At 56.7% G+C, this 21,982-nt stretch carries 25 protein-coding genes and 5 pseudogenes; 8 read left to right on the forward strand and 22 right to left on the reverse strand.

Annotation, left to right across the window (positions count from 1 at the left end; all coding sequences use genetic code 11):
• Positions 1-4: 4 nt before the first annotated feature.
• Positions 5-3,154, forward strand: a complete 3,150-nt coding sequence (locus tag I8E17_RS33900; protein WP_162750971.1) for a two-component regulator propeller domain-containing protein — start codon at positions 5-7, stop codon at positions 3,152-3,154.
• A 47-nt stretch (positions 3,155-3,201) separates the two neighbouring features.
• On the opposite strand, the gene I8E17_RS33905 is transcribed toward I8E17_RS33900, so the two are convergent.
• Positions 3,202-3,471 (reverse strand): hypothetical protein, encoded by a 270-nt coding sequence (locus I8E17_RS33905; RefSeq protein WP_113367307.1) that lies wholly within the window; start codon positions 3,469-3,471, stop codon positions 3,202-3,204.
• A gap of 315 nt (positions 3,472-3,786) precedes the next feature.
• Between I8E17_RS33905 and I8E17_RS33910 the strand changes: the two genes are divergently transcribed.
• Both I8E17_RS33910 and I8E17_RS33915 read left to right on the forward strand, forming a co-directional pair.
• The gene (locus I8E17_RS33910; protein WP_112803313.1) at positions 3,787-4,389 is read left to right on the forward strand and encodes a response regulator transcription factor; all 603 of its coding nucleotides are present in this window, start codon (positions 3,787-3,789) and stop codon (positions 4,387-4,389) included.
• A gap of 122 nt (positions 4,390-4,511) precedes the next feature.
• Positions 4,512-4,883: a response regulator gene (locus tag I8E17_RS33915; protein WP_112803311.1), complete on the forward strand. Its 372-nt coding sequence runs from the start codon at positions 4,512-4,514 to the stop codon at positions 4,881-4,883.
• 47 nt (positions 4,884-4,930) lie between these two features.
• On the opposite strand, the gene I8E17_RS33920 is transcribed toward I8E17_RS33915, so the two are convergent.
• Positions 4,931-5,362, reverse strand: coding sequence for an ATP-binding protein (locus I8E17_RS33920; protein ID WP_229002340.1), 432 nt, complete (start codon positions 5,360-5,362; stop codon positions 4,931-4,933).
• 232 nt (positions 5,363-5,594) lie between these two features.
• Between I8E17_RS33920 and istA the strand changes: the two are divergent.
• A pseudogene (gene istA, locus I8E17_RS33925) lies at positions 5,595-7,118 on the forward strand (IS21 family transposase).
• Positions 7,096-7,830 (forward strand): IS21-like element helper ATPase IstB, encoded by a 735-nt coding sequence (gene istB / locus I8E17_RS33930; protein ID WP_003501246.1) that lies wholly within the window; start codon positions 7,096-7,098, stop codon positions 7,828-7,830. The pseudogene istA and the gene istB overlap by 23 nt, the downstream one beginning before the upstream one ends.
• A gap of 125 nt (positions 7,831-7,955) precedes the next feature.
• On the opposite strand, the gene I8E17_RS33935 is transcribed toward istB, so the two are convergent.
• The 12 genes from I8E17_RS33935 to I8E17_RS33990 form a co-directional block, all read right to left on the reverse strand.
• Entirely contained in the window at positions 7,956-8,222 is a 267-nt protein-coding gene (locus I8E17_RS33935) for a hypothetical protein (RefSeq protein ID WP_219511884.1), read from the reverse strand.
• 38 nt (positions 8,223-8,260) lie between these two features.
• Positions 8,261-9,463, reverse strand: coding sequence for a PAS domain-containing protein (locus I8E17_RS33940; protein WP_113451330.1), 1,203 nt, complete (start codon positions 9,461-9,463; stop codon positions 8,261-8,263).
• A 90-nt stretch (positions 9,464-9,553) separates the two neighbouring features.
• Positions 9,554-10,261 (reverse strand): alpha/beta hydrolase, encoded by a 708-nt coding sequence (locus tag I8E17_RS33945; RefSeq protein ID WP_113366895.1) that lies wholly within the window; start codon positions 10,259-10,261, stop codon positions 9,554-9,556.
• A 69-nt stretch (positions 10,262-10,330) separates the two neighbouring features.
• Positions 10,331-10,903 carry an OsmC family protein gene (locus tag I8E17_RS33950; protein WP_113366894.1) on the reverse strand — a complete coding sequence of 191 codons (573 nt, stop codon included), beginning with the start codon at positions 10,901-10,903 and terminating at the stop codon, positions 10,331-10,333.
• 82 nt (positions 10,904-10,985) lie between these two features.
• The gene (locus tag I8E17_RS33955) at positions 10,986-11,459 is read right to left on the reverse strand and encodes a cupin domain-containing protein (RefSeq protein ID WP_162704074.1); all 474 of its coding nucleotides are present in this window, start codon (positions 11,457-11,459) and stop codon (positions 10,986-10,988) included.
• Between the two features lie 100 nt (positions 11,460-11,559).
• Positions 11,560-12,267, reverse strand: a complete 708-nt coding sequence (locus I8E17_RS33960; RefSeq protein WP_113366893.1) for a CbtA family protein — start codon at positions 12,265-12,267, stop codon at positions 11,560-11,562.
• 12 nt (positions 12,268-12,279) lie between these two features.
• On the reverse strand, positions 12,280-12,459 hold the full coding sequence (locus I8E17_RS35355; protein WP_113366892.1) for a CbtB domain-containing protein: 180 nt from the start codon (positions 12,457-12,459) through the stop codon (positions 12,280-12,282).
• Entirely contained in the window at positions 12,456-12,887 is a 432-nt protein-coding gene (locus I8E17_RS33970; protein ID WP_113366891.1) for a DUF302 domain-containing protein, read from the reverse strand. Before I8E17_RS33970 ends, I8E17_RS35355 begins: the two co-directional genes overlap by 4 nt.
• The gene (locus I8E17_RS33975; protein ID WP_113366890.1) at positions 12,874-13,638 is read right to left on the reverse strand and encodes an aquaporin; all 765 of its coding nucleotides are present in this window, start codon (positions 13,636-13,638) and stop codon (positions 12,874-12,876) included. The genes I8E17_RS33970 and I8E17_RS33975 overlap by 14 nt, the downstream gene beginning before the upstream one ends.
• Positions 13,631-13,987, reverse strand: coding sequence for an SH3-like domain-containing protein (locus I8E17_RS33980; RefSeq protein WP_112803294.1), 357 nt, complete (start codon positions 13,985-13,987; stop codon positions 13,631-13,633). Before I8E17_RS33980 ends, I8E17_RS33975 begins: the two co-directional genes overlap by 8 nt.
• Positions 13,984-14,652 carry a nitrile hydratase subunit alpha gene (locus tag I8E17_RS33985; protein WP_113366889.1) on the reverse strand — a complete coding sequence of 223 codons (669 nt, stop codon included), beginning with the start codon at positions 14,650-14,652 and terminating at the stop codon, positions 13,984-13,986. The genes I8E17_RS33980 and I8E17_RS33985 overlap by 4 nt, the downstream gene beginning before the upstream one ends.
• Positions 14,653-14,654: 2 nt before the next feature.
• Entirely contained in the window at positions 14,655-14,987 is a 333-nt protein-coding gene (locus tag I8E17_RS33990; protein ID WP_112803290.1) for an SH3-like domain-containing protein, read from the reverse strand.
• A 420-nt stretch (positions 14,988-15,407) separates the two neighbouring features.
• Between I8E17_RS33990 and I8E17_RS33995 the strand changes: the two genes are divergently transcribed.
• Complete coding sequence (locus I8E17_RS33995) at positions 15,408-15,743, forward strand: hypothetical protein (protein WP_113366888.1); 336 nt, start codon at positions 15,408-15,410, stop codon at positions 15,741-15,743.
• 45 nt (positions 15,744-15,788) lie between these two features.
• Here I8E17_RS33995 and I8E17_RS34000 read toward each other — a convergent pair.
• The 5 genes and pseudogenes from I8E17_RS34000 to I8E17_RS34020 all read right to left on the reverse strand — a co-directional run.
• Positions 15,789-16,220, reverse strand: a pseudogene (locus I8E17_RS34000) (transposase); the annotation flags it as partial.
• Positions 16,221-16,572: 352 nt separating this feature from the next.
• Positions 16,573-16,947: pseudogene (locus I8E17_RS34005) on the reverse strand (transposase); the annotation flags it as partial.
• A gap of 84 nt (positions 16,948-17,031) precedes the next feature.
• Positions 17,032-17,367: an IS66 family insertion sequence element accessory protein TnpB gene (tnpB, locus tag I8E17_RS34010; protein ID WP_307777832.1), complete on the reverse strand. Its 336-nt coding sequence runs from the start codon at positions 17,365-17,367 to the stop codon at positions 17,032-17,034.
• Positions 17,252-17,617: pseudogene (locus I8E17_RS34015) on the reverse strand (recombinase family protein); the annotation flags it as partial. The gene tnpB and the pseudogene I8E17_RS34015, both read right to left, overlap by 116 nt.
• Entirely contained in the window at positions 17,610-17,789 is a 180-nt protein-coding gene (locus I8E17_RS34020) for a hypothetical protein (RefSeq protein ID WP_113366886.1), read from the reverse strand. The pseudogene I8E17_RS34015 and the gene I8E17_RS34020, both read right to left, overlap by 8 nt.
• Positions 17,790-18,107: 318 nt before the next feature.
• Between I8E17_RS34020 and I8E17_RS34025 the strand changes: the two are divergent.
• A pseudogene (locus tag I8E17_RS34025) lies at positions 18,108-18,320 on the forward strand (transposase domain-containing protein); the annotation flags it as partial.
• A 179-nt stretch (positions 18,321-18,499) separates the two neighbouring features.
• Here the strand turns inward: I8E17_RS34025 and I8E17_RS34030 are convergent.
• Together I8E17_RS34030 and I8E17_RS34035 are read right to left on the reverse strand one after the other, a co-directional pair.
• Positions 18,500-18,637, reverse strand: a complete 138-nt coding sequence (locus I8E17_RS34030) for a hypothetical protein (RefSeq protein WP_162750922.1) — start codon at positions 18,635-18,637, stop codon at positions 18,500-18,502.
• Positions 18,638-18,767: 130 nt separating this feature from the next.
• A complete protein-coding gene (locus I8E17_RS34035) occupies positions 18,768-19,739 on the reverse strand; it encodes an MBL fold metallo-hydrolase (RefSeq protein WP_113366885.1) in 972 nt (323 codons plus the stop codon).
• Positions 19,740-20,426: 687 nt separating this feature from the next.
• On the opposite strand from I8E17_RS34035, the gene I8E17_RS34040 reads away from it, so the two are divergent.
• Positions 20,427-21,632: an adenylate/guanylate cyclase domain-containing protein gene (locus I8E17_RS34040; protein ID WP_112803282.1), complete on the forward strand. Its 1,206-nt coding sequence runs from the start codon at positions 20,427-20,429 to the stop codon at positions 21,630-21,632.
• Between the two features lie 70 nt (positions 21,633-21,702).
• Here I8E17_RS34040 and I8E17_RS34045 read toward each other — a convergent pair whose 3' ends face one another.
• The gene (locus I8E17_RS34045; RefSeq protein WP_112803280.1) at positions 21,703-21,957 is read right to left on the reverse strand and encodes a DUF2188 domain-containing protein; all 255 of its coding nucleotides are present in this window, start codon (positions 21,955-21,957) and stop codon (positions 21,703-21,705) included.
• Positions 21,958-21,982: the final 25 nt, after the last annotated feature.

The raw sequence follows: 21,982 nt of genomic DNA on the forward strand, positions 1-21,982 counted from the left end.
GCTGATGTTGATCGTCCTTATCGCACAGTTACTTTTCCCGAACCTTTCGATAGCGGCACCTGAGGCGGGGCAACAACCGCGGCTGGCGTCAATCGAACCCCAGTCGGTTCCAGTAAGCGTTTTCGACAAAAGCGATCTGACGTTTCGTCGGCTTTCACCGGAAGGCCTTTCTCAAACCCGTGTCGCAAATATTGTTCAGGACAATACCGGCTACGTATGGCTGGGAACCTCGTACGGAGTCGACCGGTATGACGGCTATTCGTACAAGGTATTCACCCAGAAGATCGGCGACCCTACGAGCCTCAGCGGTGTTCTGATCTACGCTCTCTTCAAAGACAGTTCAGGGAATCTGTGGGTCGCCACCGATGAAGACTTGAACGTCTTCGATCAAGACTCCGGCAGTTTCCGCCACTATTCCATCGATAGCGATCATCCGACCATCATCAACATTTTTGAGAGTAGTGCGGGGACATTATGGCTTTCCACTAAACAGGGGCTCTATCGGCTCGACGTCGCCAGCGGGAATATCCGTAAATTCCGGCACGATGATCGTAACTCAGAGGGGCTCTCGTCGAGCGACATTAAGTCGACGGGGAGGGACCGCTCCGGCGTGTTTTGGGTCGCTACCGCGAACGGCCTGGAAGCTATGGACGAACAGACAGGCAAGGTATCCAACAGGATACCGCTGTCTCCCGAAGTTTGGTCACAATTCGGATTCTACGAGGATTCTCATGGGCTGTTTTGGATCTACTATGCGTCCGGGAGCGGCCTGGCGCTCTATGATCGCCAAACGAATTCTGTACGCCGACTTGAGATCACGAATGCATCCGGAAATTCCAAGGTAACGGGCGTTATGAACGTCTTGGAAAGCACGAACGGCGATATGTGGATCGCGACCTACGGTTCCGGCCTCCTGCGTTTCAATCGACAGACCTTCACTTTCGATCGTTATACCAACGACCCGAACGACCCGCAAACAATACCTGGGAATCGGTTGACCACTCTTTCGGAAGATCGAGAGGGAAATATCTGGGTTGGTTTCGAGGCTTCACCTCCGGCGACGTTCTCTCCGTGGAAACCCGAATTTCGCAAGCTTTGGCCCACCCCGTCGCAGCCGAACAAGTTCGGCGAGTCATTTGTAAACGCGATCTTTGAGGATAAGGACGGCATTGTCTGGCTCGGTGCGAATACAGCTCTAATTCGCCTCAATCCCGCGGACGGGTCGACGCAGCACATCGATCTGCTCGGTCCCGGCACGGAGGTGGATGTTATCTCCATAACTCAGGATGACACAGGCGTGCTATGGCTTGGTACCGTGCACGCCGGATTGATCTCGTTTGATCCGAAAACGGCAAGCGTGAGAATATTTCGTCACGACGAGGCAAATCCGAAATCCATCAGCAACGATGTGGTAACGCGCGTTCTAATCGTCGATTCCGAAACGATGTGGATCACTACCTGGGACGGTCTCGATCGATTAGATGTTCGCACGGGCGAATTCACCGCATTCCGAATGGAGAACGAGAGCGCGAACGCGTTTTTCAACATCACGGCCGACGCGCGTAATAACCTTTGGATCGGGACTGCACTTGGCTTGGTGCGATTTTCGCTGGGGACAAAATCTTTCGAACGGTTTCTTCGCGATCCTGCCGACCCATTCTCGATCTCCAACAACACCATCAACAGTACCTTCACAGATAAGAGCGGCAGGCTTTGGGTAGGCACCCAGAATGGATTGAACCACTCCGAAACCGAAGGGAAGTTTAACGCAATTTTCGAACAGGATGGTTTGCCGGGGAACGCGATCAGCTGCATTCTTGAGGATGAGAATGGCGAGCTGTGGGTGAGCACCAATCAGGGTATCGGCAAGATTGATCCCTCTGGAGACGATACCCAAAGGTTTCTGACATCAGACGGCTTGCCTGGCGAAGATATGACCGGATGGAACGCGTGCTATCGGTCGCCTCGCGGAACGCTCTATTTTGCCGGCTACGCTGGAGCGGTCATGTCCAACATCGACGCGCCGGGGCGCGGAAGTCTCAAGCCGCCGGTAGTGTTCACGAGCGTGGAAGTCGACGGGCAAACGCTGCAAACCAATAGCGCGACAAAGCATCTGGATATACCCCACCGTTCCAGCATCAGCGTCAGTTTCGCAGCCCTTTCGTATCGTGCGCCGTCAGCAACCCGCTACCGTTACAAGCTTCACGGGCTGGATGAAGACTGGCACCTCACCGCGAGCGAGACGAGATCACTGAGTTTCGCTTACCTTCCCGCGGGAACATACAATCTAGAAGTCCAGGCAGCCCTTATGGGTAACGAGTGGGGACAGGTCGGCGCGACGTTGTCGATCGTCGTACTTCCGCCGTGGTGGATGACTTGGTGGTTCCTGACGTTGGTTGCGTCCATTTCCCTGCTCACTTTTTGGTATGCATGGAAGTTTCGCGTGAGAAAAATCTCGTCTCAATACGAAATCCGACTAGAGGAGCGTTTGAGCGAGCGAAACCGCGTGGCGCGCGAGCTTCACGACACGCTTTTGCAAACGTTCCAAGGCCTCATATTTCGGCTGCAGGCTGTCCGCCAGCTCATCGCTATACGGCCCGACGAAGCGACGTCTACGTTGGACGCTCTGCTTGATCGCGGTGACCTGGCGCTGATCGAGAGCCGCCAAGCGATACAAAGTTTGCGGGATCCACGCGGACGGTTTTCGAACTTCCTGTCCGCTGTGCGAGCCGAGGCAGAGGATTTGAGCGCCAGCCAAGAAGAATCGACGCGCCCGAAGTTCACCATTTTTGCGAAAGGTACGATGCCGGCGCTGCCTCTACCTGCACAAGACGCCCTCTTCATGATTGCTTGCGAAGCAATGAGGAATGCGTTCCGCCATGCTCATGCGAGCAAGATCGACTTCACTTTCGAATGTACGGCCAAAGGTATCTTCCTTTCGGTTTCGGACGACGGAAAAGGGATCGCGCCTGGGAGCCAAGGCAAACACAACCACTTCGGTATAAAGGGCATGAAAGAACGGGCTCGGGCGGTGGGCATCACGCTTACTTTGGAGACATCCGACAGCGGGACCACTCTAAGAGCAAAATATTCGGTTCGTTTATGGCGAAAAGTCTTGCGCTGGGCGATGTTGCCACACCGCAGGCTCGGCTAAGAAGTCTTTATGAGGAAGTTGAAGCACGCCCGGATGTCGGGAATTGTCTACATGGACCTGCGTCGCATCAAGACTTCAAGCTGCTCGACACACTCGCACAGCCGCGTTGATGTCCGGACTGCCGCGTCGACGTTGGGACTTTCTCTATCAAGCCAGCGTAGGTTTGTCCTGAGACCGAGCTTTAGGATATACAAGGTTTCCGCGATGTCTTGTGGCTCGGTGCGAGCTGCTTGTTCGCCGGAGAGTGATTCGCCCCCCATGTCGATGGCGAGAGAAACGGCTTCCGTACCAGTCAAGCTGATCTTGGACGATTCCATAAACGTCTCCTTCCGATACCGCGGTGCTCTGGCCCGCCGCATGGGCTTGATCCTTGGGGAATTATCGGTGATGAGGGCGTATTGTATACCCTCGAAAGAGGGGGGAGACCGCAAAAGTCGAATTCACCCTCCTTCGAGGGTGGACAGATCTGATGACAAGTCTACGGTGCCGGCGAACGGTGGCGGACGCGCAACTTTGTTCGCTGAACGATTGGTCGGTGGTCGCTCAAAATCGTGTCATTCCGTTCTTGTTCGGTAGGAGCTCAATGATGAGTAGGGAAGGCGGAGTTGAATAGTGGAACCCCTATACGGGTCATGACCGCCGACGATCACCTGTTGATCCGTGAAGGTCTAGCCGCGTTGATCGGAGCACATCCCGATATCGAGATAGTCGGAGAAGCTGCCGATGGTGATGAGGCCATACGCAAATTCGAAGAACTGCAGCCCGACGTTCTTCTGCTCGACCTGCAGATGCCCAAGCGCCACGGGATCGATGTTATCGGAGATATAAAAAGTCGTTTTCCGGCAGCGCGCATAATCGTCCTGACGACCTATGATCTGGAGCAGATCGCGAGCAGGGCGCTGAGCGCCGGTGCTCAGGCCTACCTGTTGAAGACTTCCGTTCGCCGCGAGTTGATCAATACGATTCGTTCCGTCGTTACGGGGAGGAGGCATGTCGCCCCCGAGGTGGCGACCACCCTAGCAAATCATGCGGACGACGAGCCCTTGACTCCGCGCGAGGTCGCAGTTCTTTCTTTGGTGGCCGAAGGAAATTCAAATCGTGAAATTGGATCCGTACTGTTGATCGCGGAGGAGACGGTTAAAGGACACATCAAGAGCATTTTGAGCAAATTGGCGGCAAACGACCGTGCTCATGCGGTCGCAATAGGACTAAAAAGGGGCATTATCGGCCACTAAGGAGTTGTGCCTCCGACAAAAGAAGATAATACTTTGGCTCTAAGTGTACCATCCACCCTTGCCCCCACGGGAGGCGATAGCGGACGGCAACCCGGGAACCATCGCTTCGATAGAATGATAAATTGAAAAACGTCCCCGTCGCGATTGTTGAAGACGATCCTGCTGTACGAAAGGCCTATTGCGATCTTTTCGCGTCGTACGATTGTGAAACAGTCCTTTTCGAAAGCGCGGAATTGTTTCTGGAATACCTTGAATCGGCAGATGTAGTCTGCGTCGTCTTGGACCAGCGCCTGCCTGGCATGAGCGGTCTTGAACTCCAGGCGAGGATAAGCGCCGCGCGAAACGATATCAAAACAATCTTCATCACGTCGCAGGATGACGAAATGACGAAGCGGCGGGCGATTGAAGGCGGCGCATCTGCCTTCATCAGCAAGGCCGCCGACGTTGACGAGATAGTAAGATCTGTTTTCCGTCTGGCTGGCCGCAGCGTGTGACTCGGTCCAGCTTCCACAAACTGCTCAAGTTTGACAAATGAAGCTTCTCACAATGACGTTGCGGCGTCACCAACGTCAGTCGCCCATGGAAGTACAACTGAGAAGATAGCGCCGCCCGCATCACCGTTGCGACAAAAAATCCGTCCGCCGATGGCCTCGACCGTTGCGCGGCTGATCTGGAGCCCGAAGCCCATTCCGCTCGCGCGAGTGGTGAAAAATGGTTCGAATACTCTTCCGAGATTCTCTGCTGGGATTCCTGGGCCGGAATCCGATATTTCAACCAAGACTGGCCTTTCATGCGGCTCGACGCCAACAATCGCAGTTACCGTCCGTCTGCCATTGACCTCGGCGACCGCATCGAGGGCGTTTAGAAGCAAGTTCACGAAGACCTGCTGAAGCTCGCCGCGATCAGCGAAGACGCGGGGAATTTCTTGAGGTGCTTCGACATGCATTTCGATGGTCTGGCGGCTGGCATCCATCTCAAGCAAGCGAGTCGCCTCCCGCAGGACAACGGCGACATCGACCGCCTCGGCTATGCGATGGTGCTGCCGGATTCGCTCGCGCGTATGCGTTGTAATCTCAATCAGTCTCTGGGCTGTGATTAGGCATGGAATAAGGACCCCGCATTTGGGGTGATCGGCGTCCAAACGGGACCCCCATCTGCGATGGGGTTACAACAGCCTCCGGTTTCATCGGAGGCTTTTTATTTGGATGCTTGTTGTGGAGACAATTCTAAAGATACGTCGACTTTCCCGTGTGCAGGGCAAGTCGATCAAGGCGATCTGCCGGGAGCTTGGCATATCGCGGAAAGTGGTGCGGAAGGTTCTGCGCAGCGATGAGACGGAGTTCAAATATGAGCGGACCCGTCAACCTCAGCCGAAGCTCGGGCCCTGGCGCGATCAGCTCGATGGAATGCTGCTCGCCAATGAGGCCAAATCCTCTCGCGAACGGCTGACACTGATCCGGATATTCGAGGACTTGCGCGACCTCGGCTACGAGGGCGGTTACGACACAGTCCGGCGCTACGCCCGAACCTGGGCGAAGGAACGCGGCTCCGTAACGGCGGAAGCCTACGTGCCGCTCTATTATGCGCCGGGCGAGGCTTACCAGTTTGACTGGAGCCACGAGATCGTCGTGCTGAACGGCGTGACGACGACGGTGAAGGTGGCGCATGTCCGGCTCTGCCACAGCCGGATGATGTATGTGAGAGCCTATCCGCGCGAGACGCAGGAGATGGTCTTCGATGCCCATGACCGGGCGTTCGCGTTCTTCGGCGGGGCCTGCACGCGCGGCATCTACGATAACATGAAGACCGCGGTGGAGACGGTCTTCGTCGGCAAGGAACGGCAGTACAATCGCCGCTTCCTGCAGATGTGCAGCCATTACCTGATCGAGCCGGTGGCCTGCACGCCTGCGTCGGGGTGGGAGAAGGGCCAGGTCGAGAACCAGGTCAATCTGGTGCGGGAACGCTTCTTCACGCCGCGGCTACGCTTCAAATCCTACGATGAGCTGAATGGCTGGTTACTGGACAAGTGCATCAGCTATGCCCGCGCCCACAAGCATGTCGATCAAACGGAGCGCACGATCTGGGAGGTGTTCGATGGGGAACGGCCGCACCTGGTCGGCTATCCCGGCAAGTTCGACGGCTTCCACGCAGTGCAGGCCTCGATCGGCAAGACCTGCCTCGTGCGTTTCGACAACAACAAATACTCGGTGCTGTCCACGGCAGTCGGCCGCCCGGCCGAGATACATGCCTATGCCGATCGCATCGTCATCCGGCAGGATGGCGTGGAGATCGGCCAACACGATCGCTGCTTCGGCCGTGGCGAGACGATCTATAATCCGTGGCATTACGTGCCGGTCCTGACCCGCAAACCGGGAGCGCTGCGCAACGGTGCGCCATTCCACGACTGGGTTTTGCCCGCCGCCATGGAGAAGGTGCGCCGCCGGCTGAAGGCCATGCATGACGGCGACCGGCAGATGGTGTCGATCCTCGAATGTGTGGGCCTGGACGGACTCCCCGCCGTCGAAGCGGCCTGCCAGGAGGCGCTCGATCAGGGCGTATTCTCGGCTGCCGTCATCATCAACATCCTGGCCCGCAAGCGTGATCCGCAGCCGGCCGCCATCCTTTCCATTCCCGACGTGCTTCGCCTGACCCACGAGCCTCTGGCCGATTGCGCCCGTTACGACAGCCTTAGGAGGGCAAGCTGATATGGAACGATCCCAAATCCTTGACATGATGGGCACGCTGAAGCTGTTCGGCATGCGCAGCGCCTATGACGAGATCATGGCCTCCGGCATCAAGCGGCAGCACGAACCGCCACGCATCGTCGGCGACCTACTTCAGTCGGAGATCGCCGAGAAGCAGGCGCGCTCCATCAAATACCAGATCACCGTCGCCAAGCTGCCGCTGGCCAAGGACATCGACGACTTCGACTTCACCGACACGCCGGTCAACGAAGGGCTCGTGCGCCAGCTTGCGACAGGAGCCTTCCTCGCCGAGCAGCACAATATCGTTCTGGTCGGCGGAACCGGCACGGGGAAGTCCCATTTGTCCATCGCGCTCGCACGCGCCCTAATCCGCAACGGCGCACGCGGCCGCTTCTTCAACGTCGTCGACCTCGTCAATCGGCTCGAGACGGAGGCACGTAGCGGAAAGCAGGGGCGGCTGGCCGACTTCATCACCAGGCTCGACTTCGTCATCATGGACGAACTCGGCTACCTCCCATTCGCTCAGGCCGGCGGCCAGCTCCTCTTCCATCTGATCAGCAGGCTCTACGAGCGGACCTCGATCATCGTCACGACGAACCTGGCGTTCGGCGAGTGGCCGGCCGTCTTCGGCGACGCCAAGATGACCGCCGCCCTCCTCGACAGGCTAACCCACCATTGCGAAATCGTTGAGACCGGGAATGAATCCTGGCGCTTCAAAAACCGCTCTCAAAGCTAAAGCCGAAAAGACAAACAACCCGCGCCCGCAGGCCCCTGCGCTAAATGGAGAGCTCCGGGCCTACGCGCGCTGACCCGATGCAACCAGAGGCAGGGGTCCCTTTTGGGAGCCGATAAGGGGTCCCGTTACGATGCCGATTGACACTGGGCATTTCCGCGCACGCGTTCCAGTGCTTTCAGCGCTTTCTGACCGCTAGGCTGACGTGGATCGACCATTCGTATTGCGGTACCAACATCAATAGACAATGCGGTGAGCGGCTGGCTGATATCGTGGAGGACAGCAATTGACAGGGCACCGGTGACGGCTGCGCGGTTCGCACGGACAAGTTCCCTTCGCGCTTCGATGATCGCCTTTTTTGTTTCGTCACGCTGGGGAACATTCGCGATGATCACAAGGGATCGCCCATCGGCCTGTATCTTCACCTCGTATGTCAATTGTTCGGGGGGGCGTTCTTCCTCGCGATGCTGATCGTCCCTCTTGCTTCGTTCCTGCCGGAAAAGATTGCTTCGATAATAGTGAGTACAATGGAATACGCGGGACCGTTTGGTTCATCTTTCAGCGAAAGGTCAAAATCGGACCTGTCGCGATATCCCAACAGCGTTCTGGCCTTTTCATCAAGTTCCAGTGTCTCTATCTGATGACGTCGTTCGGTGAGAATATAATGGTAGTTATAGAGATTGGGCTGCCCCTTAGAGTCAGAGAACCTTTCAAGCATGCTATCGACGGAGCCAACGTACAGTTCAAGGATGCCGATGCTCTTGTCTTCGAAAAGCATCTGAAGTCGCCATTCCAGATTTTCGAGCTGGCTTGTCCGCTTGTCGATCACGTCCTGGAGCTCGGAATTCAGGCGTTCGATCGTCTGTCGAGCGACGATTTCTGCGTTCACATCGACGAGTCCGCCGTACCATCGCGCGACCTCTCCGGTTTCGGACCTTATGGAGCGACCGACTGACTGCATCCAATGATACGTCCCGTCACGAAAGCGAAAACGACCGTAAGCGCGGAAATCAGTGGCTTCGCTGTCTATGGCCTGACGCCATGTCTCGTACATCTTACCTCTGTCGTCGGGATGTACAGGCGAAGCCCAAGACTGGTCTTCGATAGCAGTGGCGATAGGAATGCCGAACACCTCGGCATAGCGGGCGTTCAAGAAGTCGCAGTAACCGTCGGCGCGGGTTCCCCATAAGACTTGAGGGACCGAGTCCGCAAACGCTTTTAGGTCCTGGAGTGATCGAGAAAGCTCTTCGCGGTTGCTCGCGAATGTCGAGCTTTCCAGTTTAATTCGGCCCACGACCGCTATGATGGCGAGGTCAGCAGCAAGGCGAAGTCCATGGAACTGCCCGGTTGTCGTCAGCTGCAAAACATGAGCTGAGGCTGCAGAAGCCACACAAAGTATTGCCCACGTTATGGCTATTCGTTTGCATCGGTTCGCGGTTCCCAACATAGCAAAACCGGCATACAAGGCGGGCAGGACCTGGGAGTTGTCGGCAGTATCGAGGAACCAGAGGCATCCCACAACAAGAATGGCTCCGAACCCGAAGACCGCCGCATCGTGCGGTCGACAAACGTTGCCAGTAGGCATGACAATAGTCCTCGTCCGGCTTTTTGCCCGTTGATCGACATGGGAACCCATACTGTCGCTTCCCGCGAGATCACGCGACCTTTTCGTGCTGCCGAGACGCGTATTTTGCTCTGCAGATGGATCCGTTATTGTATCTTCCTGCTACGAATTCCTGGAATGCCTCTCTAGGCTCCTGGCAAAATCAATGATCGTTTTGGCAACATTCGATGGGTGACTTAGGGGCAACATGTGCCCGCCATTCACCTCCACCGTCGTCGCCCCGATTTTGTTTCCGAGAATCCGCTGAGTGGACGGGCTGAACAGATGGTCCTGTTTAGCCACCAAATACCGGCTTTCTACGTGCCGCCACGCAGGGTCGCAAATCTTCGCTTCGAATATTTCGATGTGAATGGGACGTTGTGTCGCATACAATACGTCTAGTGTTTCCGCGTCCAAATCTTGCCCGATCGCTAATTCAAAATTGTCCCGATCCGCCGCCCACACATAGCCAGCGCTGTCGATAACCGTTTTCACGGTCACTTCGCTCGGATAGGCAGTCATTAGACTGGAGAGCGTTTGGCTTTCCTCCGGAGCGGACGCGGCCACATAAACAAGACCTCGAATATCGAGAGCGGACGGGTCTAAGGCCGAGATGACCGCTCCCCCATACGAGTGACCGGCCACCAAATTGTGACCAAGAGCAGTCGCCGCGCGCTCGACTGTCTCGACGTCGTCCTCAAAGGATCTCATGTCCAATTGGACGGCCTGAACTCCCAAACCTGCCTGAAGCAGTTCCGGAATTACAAGCCTCCAACACGAGGCATCGGCCCAACTTCCGTGAACAAGGAGAACGTTTGCTTTATCCAGCATCGCAAGTACCTCAGGGGTCACCTAAATAGAAACCAATTAGTATAGCTTGCGTCATCGAAACGACCGGCGCTACACCTCGGATTCGCTTGTTTCCGGAAGCAATGCGATTTCGAAAGGTATCGGGTTGCGCATCGTGTTCGCTACAGGCGAGTAGTAATTCGCACGCTGCACGATCTCGTCCAGAACTTCGCGAGGGGCATCGCCCTCGATATCGACCTTGATGCGAATAACCTGGAATCCCATTTCGGAGGGCTCCCGTGATGCGCCGCCGGCACCCCAAGCGGCGGTATTTCCTATGTCCGCTTCGAGATGGATCTCCAAGCGTGTCAGTTCCACGTTCTTCCAAGCTGCGATCGCGACTATTCCAACGGCGATGCACCCTCCCAGACCGGAGAGCACAATTTCCCCGGGGGCGGGCGCGGTGTTCTGCCCCATCAAGTGAAGCGGTTCGTCAACGATAACGGGCCGGTGCTCGCCGACATAGCTCAGGGAGCGAAATTGCCCTTCGCAAACAGTTCGAACCACGTTGATGCCCCGCCTTTCTGGGTTGGCTCTTCCGCGCTCTGCAAAGGCGATCAACCCCTCTCTGTCGATAGGTCGTAGGCGGGTTTTCATCGTCCGACTGGTATCATCCTGAGACATCTTTGATCCTAACTATTGAAATAGCGTCACGAGCGATGTGGAGCGAGCATCCGCTGCGAATACGTCCGATCTGTTCGAACGCTTATCCGAGTGTCAGCCCGATCGAAGCGTTATCGGCTGGCGATCCCAGCCGATAGCCGTATTTTTGGGACGCTTGCACAAGTGCCGCCATGTCGGCCGCGGAAGGAATTCCGGCGTCCAAGGGGCGTGCGATCGTCTCGAAGAACATCCGCATTTTCTCGGTGGTGATCAGCACCAGATGCGTGTCCTGCGTGGATGAATTACGCCATGCATGCATTTTGTCCGGTGCGATGTCGATCAACTCCCCGGCACAAAGCTCCTGCCAGGCCCCATTGACGTAAGCTTCTGCTTTTCCGGAGACGACGTAGAACGCTTCCCTATCCTCGTGACTGTGCAGCGGCACAAACACGCCGGGAGCAAGCCGTGCCTCGAGGACGCTGAATTCGGAAGGAGATTGTTGAGAAGCGCTCAGCAACCTGACTTTTGGGCCCACGACATCGAACCATGCGCCATTTGCCGTCCATTCTTTATACATTATCATTTTCCTGTTTTCCGGAAAACCCTGCCTACCGATTGCGGCTGGATTGGCAATGTGCGACCTTCGAATAGCCTGTTCAGCAAATTGTACAGATCCGTCAATAGAACGTCGCAGCTCTTGGTCGTTCAAAACCGGATCGGCTTCTCAGCCAGCCTACGCAGAGGCCGACCAGAGCCCAGCTCATCAGGCTGACAACCAGCGTATGAAGCACGAATTCACGGTAAAGCTCTCTGGGTACCGGTGTGGCCACCTTCGGAGCGACTGGAGCACCTAAGGCAAATGGGAGAAAAACGAAAAGGAGGCCCACCGCATAAGCTTCCATTCTCTTGAATCGCACCGAGATGACTATTGCGGCAGCCGCGCTAGCTGCTGTACCCAACCACCAGAGTTGCCGCGCTTCCAACGCTGCTGCAGGCATGCCGGGGAGCTCGGGTGGCAGACCGAGCGCGGGCAAGAGGCTGAACACCACAAAGCCTGCGAGGCCGCCGACGAATCCGGACCGCCAATCGTTCATCATTCCGAGCATATCCGCTGAAACGGTGAGTAGCAGTGCAAAACCGATATATGCAAGCAGCGTTGCTATCAGTGTGAGCAAATCGCGAGCCTCTGCGGGCGCTTCGTGCTCGTGATCGTGTTGCTCGGATGAAGAAGTGAGGGCCTCTGCCTTGTGATCTGCCTCGCGTTCGAAGACTTCGGCTTTCAAGATCAAGGGAACGGTCAATGTGATGTTCGCTGCCGACGAAAGGATTCCACCCGCCAGCCCTGCGAGGAGCGCGGTCAAGAACAGGCTCCGAAAGTAATTCATCTTAGCCGCCTCTCAGTGGCACGGAAAGCTGAGCATATGGCGCACATCGTGTGCAGCATCGTGGATGGTCGGCGAGCCGAGGAAGCCAACTCCTCCGACTAAGACCATCCCTAATATTGCAAAGGCAAATAGCGACACAACCCTGGAGGGGTTCGCTGTCGCAGCGGATCGGGTATCGGTACGTGCACTCATTGTTCTGTCTCCTTCTTGGATGGATGCTTGGATCGATCGACAACCGCCACATGTGCGGCAGTTTCCAAAGCCTGTGACATCTTTTCGATGATGCCTCGCTGTTCAATGCCGTGACGACGTGCGAGGAACGAGGGCAGGTCATACGCAAACCAGTGGCGGTCATCTGCCGTCCATGCCAACGCTTTCAGCGGCAAGTCGATTCCGACGGATGGATTTTCCTGCAAAAGCAGGCTTCCGACCCGGGGATTGCCGAAAACTAGAAGCATTGTGCTCTCAAGCTTCAGCCCTACATTTGCGGCGTCGATCGAGAAGTCTATTTTGGCGAAAATCTTCATACCCATCGATTTGACGATAGCCTCGAACTGTTCGATCGCCTCGGCTGGCGGTAGCGTCGTTGGGTAAATGGACATTCCTTCAGGCTGCATCATGGGGCTTTCCTCCATTGGCAACCCGGGTATCCGACACCATGCTTTGGCCGGCAAATGCTATGCGTGTGGCGATCATGGCGACGAGCATCCCAACCAGTTGCGCAACAACAAACGCCGCGGCCGTCTTCGTGGAAAGTGCAACCGGCCCGACGGCCACCGCGGCGGCGATTGTCACGGCGGGGTTTGCGTAAGAGGTCGATGGCGTTGCCAGAATAGCTGCGGTCAACCAAGCCCCAACGGCAAACGGGCCGGTCTCCCATTTGCTACTGCGGATGCAGCCGATCACCACGATCATCAGTCCAGCCGATGCGACGATCTCGCTCAAGATCGTACCTGGGCTGGCGAGTCCGATATGCGCCGGGTTGGGCAGCTCACCAAACATCAACCCGCAAATCTTTGCTCCCAGGACCGCGCCCATCGTCTGTCCGACCACATAAGCGATGGTACAGTCGCCATGCCGCTCGCCGCGAAGCCACTGCGCCGACGTGATCAACGGATTGAAATGCCCACCGGAAACTTTCCCCAGTGAGACAATAAGGCCGACCAATGCGCCGGCAATCGAAACCGAGATAGCGAAGCCGGCAACAACCGGCTCCGATCCGAGGTGTTTTTGTACAGCCAGCCCGGAACCAACCATGCCAATCGCAAGCAGGCACGTTCCAAGAAATTCGACGAATGCCCTACGATACAACGGGCACGACGGATCGTGTTCGAAGAAGCATCGCTGACCGGTGGCCACCTGGTCAGCCATTCGGATATTCCATCCGCGCGGCATCGGTCGCTGCACGAGCCTCCACGGCCGCCATCCGAGCAGCCAGCTCGCCGGGCGTCAGAATGCCTTTCTGGAACAGGATGTTGGAAAAAGCGACGATCCACCGCTCGTAGTAGGTGAGCTTTGCCACCATTTCCGATCCGAGGGCTTCGACACCGCGACGCTTCTCTTCAGTATTGATGATCTTACGGAAATCGAGAACATCCGCGAGTGCATGACAACGCTTTTCCCAAGGGAGCAACTCGTGCTCCACGCGTTCAATCTTTCCGCCATCGATGCCGCCGATGTCGTTCGAGAGTCTTTTTACAAGTGTTTCAGTACCCATCATGCTGCCCTCTTGTATTCAACGGGGACGACACCGATCATCGCATCGCGAGTAACCAGGTCTGCTAGTTGCTCTTCGGAAAGATGTTCTGTGCCCTCGGGCCGCATCGGCAGCACGAGATAGCGAACCATGGCCGTCGAGTCGCTGACTCGAATTTCGACGTCATCAGGGATTGTCGTACCAAACTCCCGCAGAACCGCTCGCGGCTCGTGCACGGCACGCGACCTATAGGGCTTCAGCTTGTACCAATCCGGCGGCAAACCGAGAACCGGACGCGGATAGCAGGAGCACAGCGTGCAGACGATCAAGTTGTGGACGTCTTTCGTGTTTTCCAGAACGATCAACTGGGTGTCATCGTAGAAAGAAATGCCCAGTTCCTCGCAACCTTTGCGGCCGTCCTGAAGCAGGCGTTGTTTGAAGTTTTCGTCCGTCCAGGCACGAGCGACGATCTTCGCGCCGAGCGCGGGGGTACGTGAATCCAGGACCTCGATTTGACGCCGGATCTCGTCCGCGCCAAAGAGTTTTCGATCGATCAGCAATTCTCGGATCGCCGTTTCCATTACCTCGTAATAGCCGGGCTGTTCCGTAATCGCGATTTCCGCATGCGGATGATCGTGATCATGGTCATGGGCGTGCCTTTCGGGGGCGTGGTCATGATCCTCATGCATTTTCAGATCCTTTCAAGCCAATTCTGGAATATCTCAATTCGGAGTCCGTCGTTCGCCGAACCCTGGTAGTCCGGCCAGATTTCGGACATCGGTATGGCGACGCGGTAGTAGTAGCCCTTGGAGCCGGCGTTCCTGCCGTAAGCTTCCTCTTCGTTATCGACCGCCATCGTGGTGATTACCTTCTCGATCACTCCGGCCTTGCCGCGCAGATAGGTGGGAAGGCGATAATGACCGACGGGCTCGCGAGTCGAGGTTTTAATCTTGTCGCCCTCGGCGAAGCTCGGGAATTCTCCGAGTGCCGGGACAACCGTCTCTGCGATTGAAAGTGCAGACATTGGGAAGCTCCTTCGTTTGGCTCGCTTAGCATTGCCACCGGAGCTCCCGATTTATTGTAATATCCGCTCTCGAATCGGGGGCGAATTGGGATTCGGCCCCTTGAAACAACTCTCGGCATTCATTTGCCAGCGCGAATCTCGTTACGGCCGATTCGACATCAACGATCGAGGGTGTCTTTCCGCGGCCCGGTCGAGTTGATGCGAATTTGCAGTTCTGTGACAGCGTCTTCGAGTTGCGGATGTACCGCGAATATCAACATCCTCCGCCGTAGCAAACCTTCACCTTCAGTTTGGTGGACCTTGTTCCTAGGTATGCGGCAAACCAATCCCGAGTATCGAAAGCAGATACCACTGTCCAACTGTCCCTCGTGCAGGACGCGACATACCCTGCGTTCCTGTTCCAACGAAGAGGATATCGACATGGCTAAACGCACCAAACTCAAAGAAGCCATCCTCGCAGCACCGAAATTGGGGGCTCGCGCATCTATTGTTATCGCACTGGGGGCAAGCTTGATGGTGTCCGTCGCGGAGGCCGCGGACACCTGCTCGACGCTGAAGACGGAATTGAGCAGCAACGGAACATACATCCATCACTTCAGCGATCCCGCGCGTCCCTCCATCGACCTTTATGAGCGTTATGTCAGTTCCTCATTGCAGTGCAATGCTAACGAGCAGGCTCACCTGTTTCCCGTAACAATGGTTGCGGGATGTGAGCTTCCAAGGTGCATGGCCGTTGGTGCCCAAGGGCATCACTGAGCCTTGGGAGGAGCCGCTGGCGGCTCCGCCTAAAGCTTGTCTCGTTTAATTGCCCTCATAGCCTGCAGCTTTGAAGTAGTTTCTGCATTCGGCGACGGAGAAGAGATCAATCAATGATTTCGCCGAGAGCATTGGCGATTGCCTCGAAGCTACGGGCGGCGCGCTTTCGCAAGAGCGCTTTCAATTTTGCAAAGGCCATTTCAATCGGATTCAGGTCTGGCGAATATGGCGGTAGAAACAGCAGCCAGGCTCCCTTTGCCTTGACCAGTTCCTCGGCTCGAGGGCTCTTGTGGAAGGCGACGTTGTCGAGGATGACGACATCGCCCGTCGTCAGCGTCGGAGCGAATTGGGTCTCGATCCAGGTTTCAAAGATGCGCCTTTTCATCGGTCTGTCGACAATCCAGGGTGCGACCATTCCCAAAATCGAAGGCCAGCGATGAAGGTTTGCGATGTCCAGGAACCGAATGGTGCGCGCGACAACGCGCACTCGCAAATCCATCGATAAAGCGTCAACGTGTATGGACGCCCCCGGGTTAGCAAGCATTTTCTGACGTTTGTCGAAGGGACGGAGCGGTTGAGTTCCTACGTGTATCCGGCCTCATAATTCGGCCATTTACACCGCGGGCCCTCATGGCGAGTTCGTGGATCGGGTCCAAATCGGCGGATTGCGCTCGATGTCGTTCCGTTGACAACTGGTTTTCCCGCTCCGGTCCTGTTCCGCTTTTTCCCATGACCTCCAACCAGATCTGCCGCTCCCCACCCGGTGAGACTATCAGCCTCTTTCCGGGATTGCGTAAGCACCGCCGCAGGCAATCAGTGCCCAGGTGATCCGATGCAGCGGATTTTTGCAGCACGGGCAGAGTTTCTGATCCTCAGGCAGGTCGTATTCGACGCGCTCGCGTGGCAGATCGGCCGGCAGAGGCCGACGACCGCGCTTGCGGCCCTCAGGCTTTCCGAGCTCCGGCAGGCCCGTGTCGGGAAGATCGGCGGTGTCGAGGCCGGTTAAGTCGGCGTCCAGATCTCCATCGACGTCAGGGGTGTTGTCGGCGTCCTGTTCGGCCTCGTTGAACAGCCGGTCCATATGCTGTTCGCTGCTGGGCCCAAAGCGGTGCTGCTGCGCCAGCCGCAATTCTTCCTCCAGCTTGCTGACGCGCGCCTTCAACGCGGCAATCTCGGCCGCGTTTGCCGCAAGCTGTGCCAGCAGGCTTCGACGCTTGGATGGTTCGTGCTGTTCATTCCAGTTTTGAATCGGAACACCCTGGCAACGTCAACGATTTTTTGGCCGCACCTATCCCGGCGATCGTTCAGGCAGCAGAGGCGTATCAAAGTTCTGCGGTACCTGTGCCCCAGCACTGGCATACTGCCGCAGCGGGTGAGGGGACACGGCTTCGATGTCGATGCCGTCGAGCAGCCAATGTAGCTGTTCCGTCGTCAGATGCGCTACCGCCTCCCGACGGTTCGGCCAGTAAAACCGATCCTCTTCATAGGTGAACCAAATTGAGCGTTTACCCTTCAAGGTCAATAACCCTTGCCTCAACCAGCCCGCAGAGTTCAAGTAAATGGTGCCAGTCACGTCCATTGCGAGCCAAACGCGACGCATCCAGGCACAGAACGGCGCCGACATTGCCGGCACATAGCCCGGCGATGAGTTTATCAAATCCTGGGCGAGCGACCGTTCCGCTTGCGGAACGGCCAAGGTCATCATCGATAACTTCAACGTCTCGGAATCCGCGCCGGCGGGCTTCATCGACCAGCTCATACTGTCGCCGCTGGCTCTCAAGATTGTGCTGGACCTGGGCTTGCGACGATTGGCGAACATAAACCACAGCCTTGCGCTTCAATATTGAAGGCGGCAAAATATCGACATCAGTCATTGCCGTTCTCCCCCGTTCTTGCGCCGGCGGCTTCCATGAGAAGCCGCGCCAACCTTATGGTGACCGCGCTTCGTTCGGTGGCCTTGATCCCATTCAGCTCGGGCGGGTCCAGTAGAATGCAGAGCTGGCGCGGCGGGCGGGGTGTTAAGATCAGGTCGAATGACTTCCTCATGACGATCCTCCTCGACGACGGTGCTGTCGTCTGAGAAACTTCGCCTGAGTCTGTGCCTCTCAAGCAAGAGACATAGATCCGCAAGACCCTCGATTTTTCCGTAGGGCTGTCCGATCTGCATTGCTGAACAAATTATCGGATCGAAGATCCAGGCCGGAAAGCAAAGCGCCACCCCAGGCTCTACTTCACCGACGACCGTCTCCATCCCACGCCGAGTCTCATCGTAAAGCCGCCGCACGCAACGCCCGTAAAGCGCGTGCCAGCGATAATGGACTATGAGCTCTTGCTCGATATGGGCAGAATGTCCACCCGACCTGCACCGGACGCAACAGCTGGCTGTTCAGCGACACGCCCGCCGGCGCCAAAGCAAGCGCCATCGTCTATAGCCTTGTCCTGACCTGCCGCGCCTGCGGCATCGATCCCTACGTCTGGCTCCGCCACGTGCTCACGGAGCTCCAACAGCGCGATCGCGAAGCCGACATCAACGACCTGCTGCCCTTCAACTTCGCCAAAGCTCAGGCCAAAGCTTGAGCCGATAGCTACGCAAGGATTGCGTCCGCAACGCCTATGGTGGACGCAACCGCAATCAATCCCTTCTACTTCAATAGGAATCGAAAATCGCGCTTACGACGAAGTTGCTCGCGGTCTAATGTGGCATTGACTTTTGTGACCACCTGGAGGCACGAACAGGCGCCCCGTCCCGGACTAATTCATCCCACGCAGGCTACACGGGTGAGAAAAAATGGGAAGGCGCTGCAGGAGACGATTCTGGCATGCGCGGCTTCGATCGTCTCGCCCATCGAGGCGGCCGCATACAATGCATTGCAGACCTCGACCAGCGCTGTCACATGAGTCTCCATCGAATTATTCGACGAACTCACGTTAAGCGGAAGGCCTTAACCAATCGCGCTATCCACGGACTCGGACAGGCAAGCCTGTGAAATATAACGAACTAGTTGATTGACGGCCCCCCCTTCATCAAACGCCTTGATATACCAGCTCGGTAAATAGCGCCGGTGTTATGACAAACTGTCCCCATTTGCGATCGAATTTCTTAGTCGGTTGCGCGGCGACGGTCTCACCCAACGACATGCCTTGTTGCTTGAGTTTGGATACGTTCTCTCTGATCGCAACGAGCATATCGTAGAACTCCTTCAGCTCGGTCTTTTTGCTGATCGGGCTTCCATGACCGGGGACGATTACCGTGTCTTTCTCGGCGAGTTGCAGGTTTTTCGCGCAAGCGGTGATAGTCCCGTCGATGCTGCCGCCGGTCGAGTAGTCGATAAACGGGTAGATACCGTTCCAATAGGTATCCCCCACATGCAGGATGTTCTGATCTACAAAATGAACGCCGATATCGCTGTCAGTGTGGGCTGGCTCGTAGCAAATGAGGTCCAGCTTGCAGCCGGCAAGAGTGACCGATTTATCGGCGTCGAAGGTTTCGCCGGGGATCGCGCCTGCCGGCGAAGGCGGGAAGGTAAAATCCCAATCGACAACCCGCTGCGCTTCCATGAGATGCTTCTTCGTGTTGACGTGGGCCACGATAGACGCGCCCTCCGAATGGAGCCATTCATTTCCGTCGGCATGGTCGAAGTGCCAGTGCGTGTTGACTAGGTTCGCAATCGGCTGAGGGCCGAGCGCCGCTAACGCCTTTTCAATCCGCGGCCTTGTAGCGGTAATGCCGGCGTCGATCAGCAGTTTTCCGTCGGGGCCGGCGTGTACGGCGATATTCCCGCCGGAACCTTCCAAAATGGACACGTTTCCTCGAAGCTTATGTGTTGTGATATTCGCCTTCGCGGCAGCATCCCTGATCATGCCAACTAGGCGATGAGCCTCGGCATAAGCTTGGGGAGGGGAGAGCCATCCGCCGGTCAGTCCGACGGTGGCGGCCCCTACGCAGCACAAGCAGAAACCACGGCGAGAGAGGTGTAGACTTTTGCGGGAATTCATTGGACGTCCTCCGGTTCTATTAGGTTCGAAGTAACCTTCGATGCCAGGACGATGGGCGTTCTAACAAAACATTTATTGTATTATCGGGGCGGTCACCAGCACTTCTGTGGTTACCGCCCGTTATGCAAGAAGTTTTGCCCATATGAACCTGTGATCGAGCGCAGTCTTCTGTCAGGCCTTTAATTGCGGCATTTCAAAAGACCGCTGGCCGGTACAGCGATCTGCGGATCGGACCCAAATCTATTTTCTGGCTTCCAATGGGCGTGCGATCGTCTCGAAGAACATTCGCATCTTCTCTGTCCTGATCAATACGAGGTGGGCGTCCTCTGTGGATGAATTCCGCCAGGCATGCATTTCGTCCGATGCGATGTCGATCAACTCGCCGGCACCAAGCTCATGCCATTCCCCGTCGATGAAGGCTTCCGCTTTCCCATGAGAATAGCTGTCTACGTGGATAGGTCATCTCGACGTTGCGATGAGGCCCCACGGGCGCGCCGGGATCGGTTTATCTGCAGCTGAGATGGTCGTAATTCGCCCAACCTGTTCGTTGCGTCAGGTGGCACTGGCCTCAGGTCTAGTGTCGCCGACGAACGCGATGGGCCAGAGTGATGGCCGGGGCATCCCGTAGCCCGCGCACTTGTGTCGCGCGGTGTCCCGTCATGCGGCAGCAGCTTTTAGGTGACACCAATGGTTCAAGACCTCCACAGACACCACGCCGAGATTTGGCCGTCGAAAAAGCGCGAATTGATCGACTGGTTGATGCGTGGGACGCAGGCGGAACGATACATCGATCGAATCCTGGTAGAGCTATGCGAACAATTGATTGAGAAGGGCATTCCGGTGGCCAGATCGACCCTCCATTTCAGAACCCACCACCCGGAGTGGCTGGGAGCGCGCATCTTGTGGAGGAAGGGATCGGTGGAGGCCAAGATCACGACGTTCGACTACGGTGTCGAGCAGACCGAGCAGTTCCGGCGAAGTCCCGCCAGCGAAATATATGCCGGGTCTCGATTCGTCCGCAAAAATCTCCGGCGGCTCGCGGAGGGATCGGAGGAATATCCACTGTACAAGGAACTGGCGGATGAAGGCCTTACCGATTACGCGGCGTGGCCAATTGAGCACACCCTCGGAAAACGTCACGTTCTCACCTTCGCAAGCGACGGGCCTGAAGGCTTCAGCGAAGATCACCTTGCTTTCCTGACCGATCTCATTCCTCCAATTACGCTTCTCAGCGAGATTAGAATTAAGAACGTCGTCGCGCGAACGCTTTTGGATACATACGTAGGACCAAAGGCCAGTGCCGAAATACTTGCCGGCGCGACCAGGCGTGGAACCGCGTCAACGATATCGGCGGCGATCATGATCTGCGACCTTCGCAACTTCACCGAAATCTCGAGCCATTGGGATCAGGAAAGCGTGTTGGCGATCTTGAATGGTTATTTCGATGCCGTCACGACACCGATCGAGGCTCACGGGGGCGAGATCCTGAAGTTTATGGGTGATGGGCTCCTCGCCGTATTTCCCCTCAACGAACCGAAAGCATGCACGAATTTGATCTGCGCTGTGCGCGAGGGGCAATCAGCCATGTGGGAATTGAACCGTGCCAACTCTAGCAAGGGTTTGCCGCATCTCAGTTACGGTGTAGGTGTCCACGTCGGAGACGTCGCCTACGGCAACATAGGATCCAATCGTAGGTTGGATTTCACCGTCATCGGCCCGGCGGTCAACATCGCTTCCCGCCTCGAGGCCCTTACGAAGGAAGTAGGATCCCCCGTCCTGGTGTCCCAAGCCTTCGCCGATATGGTCGATGACGGTTGCGGACTCTCTCACGTCGGAGATTTCAGGGTTCGGGGGTGGGACGCTCCGGTGTCGGTTTCGGCACTCCGGGTCTGAAGGAGCCATGGATGAGCGATGGTTACGGGCGGCGACCGCATGGAACACCGCCCGGACGTAATTCTCGGCCCTATGCAGCGCCGGAGTAATCGTCAAGCACTTCAACCTCCGGCCGATCAGTGCCGAGAACATCTTCCGCCTTCCAGCGGTAGTCAGTTGTTTCATACACGATGTGGGCATCTTTGCCAGCGACTTGCTGGCGTTCCGCGGCAATTTGCGCGGCGGCCAGCGCATCGCCGTGCGTCGGAAAAGTCTCCGACCAGACGTCGCCCAGTTTGTAGGCCCACCCGTTTTCGTGCGGCGCGACGTGGTAGTTTAGGTGCATTTCGGCCCTTCCTCTTTTTTCGTAA

The sequence above is a fragment of the Rhizobium sp. AB2/73 genome, assembly GCF_020871915.1.
GTDB classification, from domain to species: domain Bacteria; phylum Pseudomonadota; class Alphaproteobacteria; order Rhizobiales; family Rhizobiaceae; genus Rhizobium; species Rhizobium dioscoreae.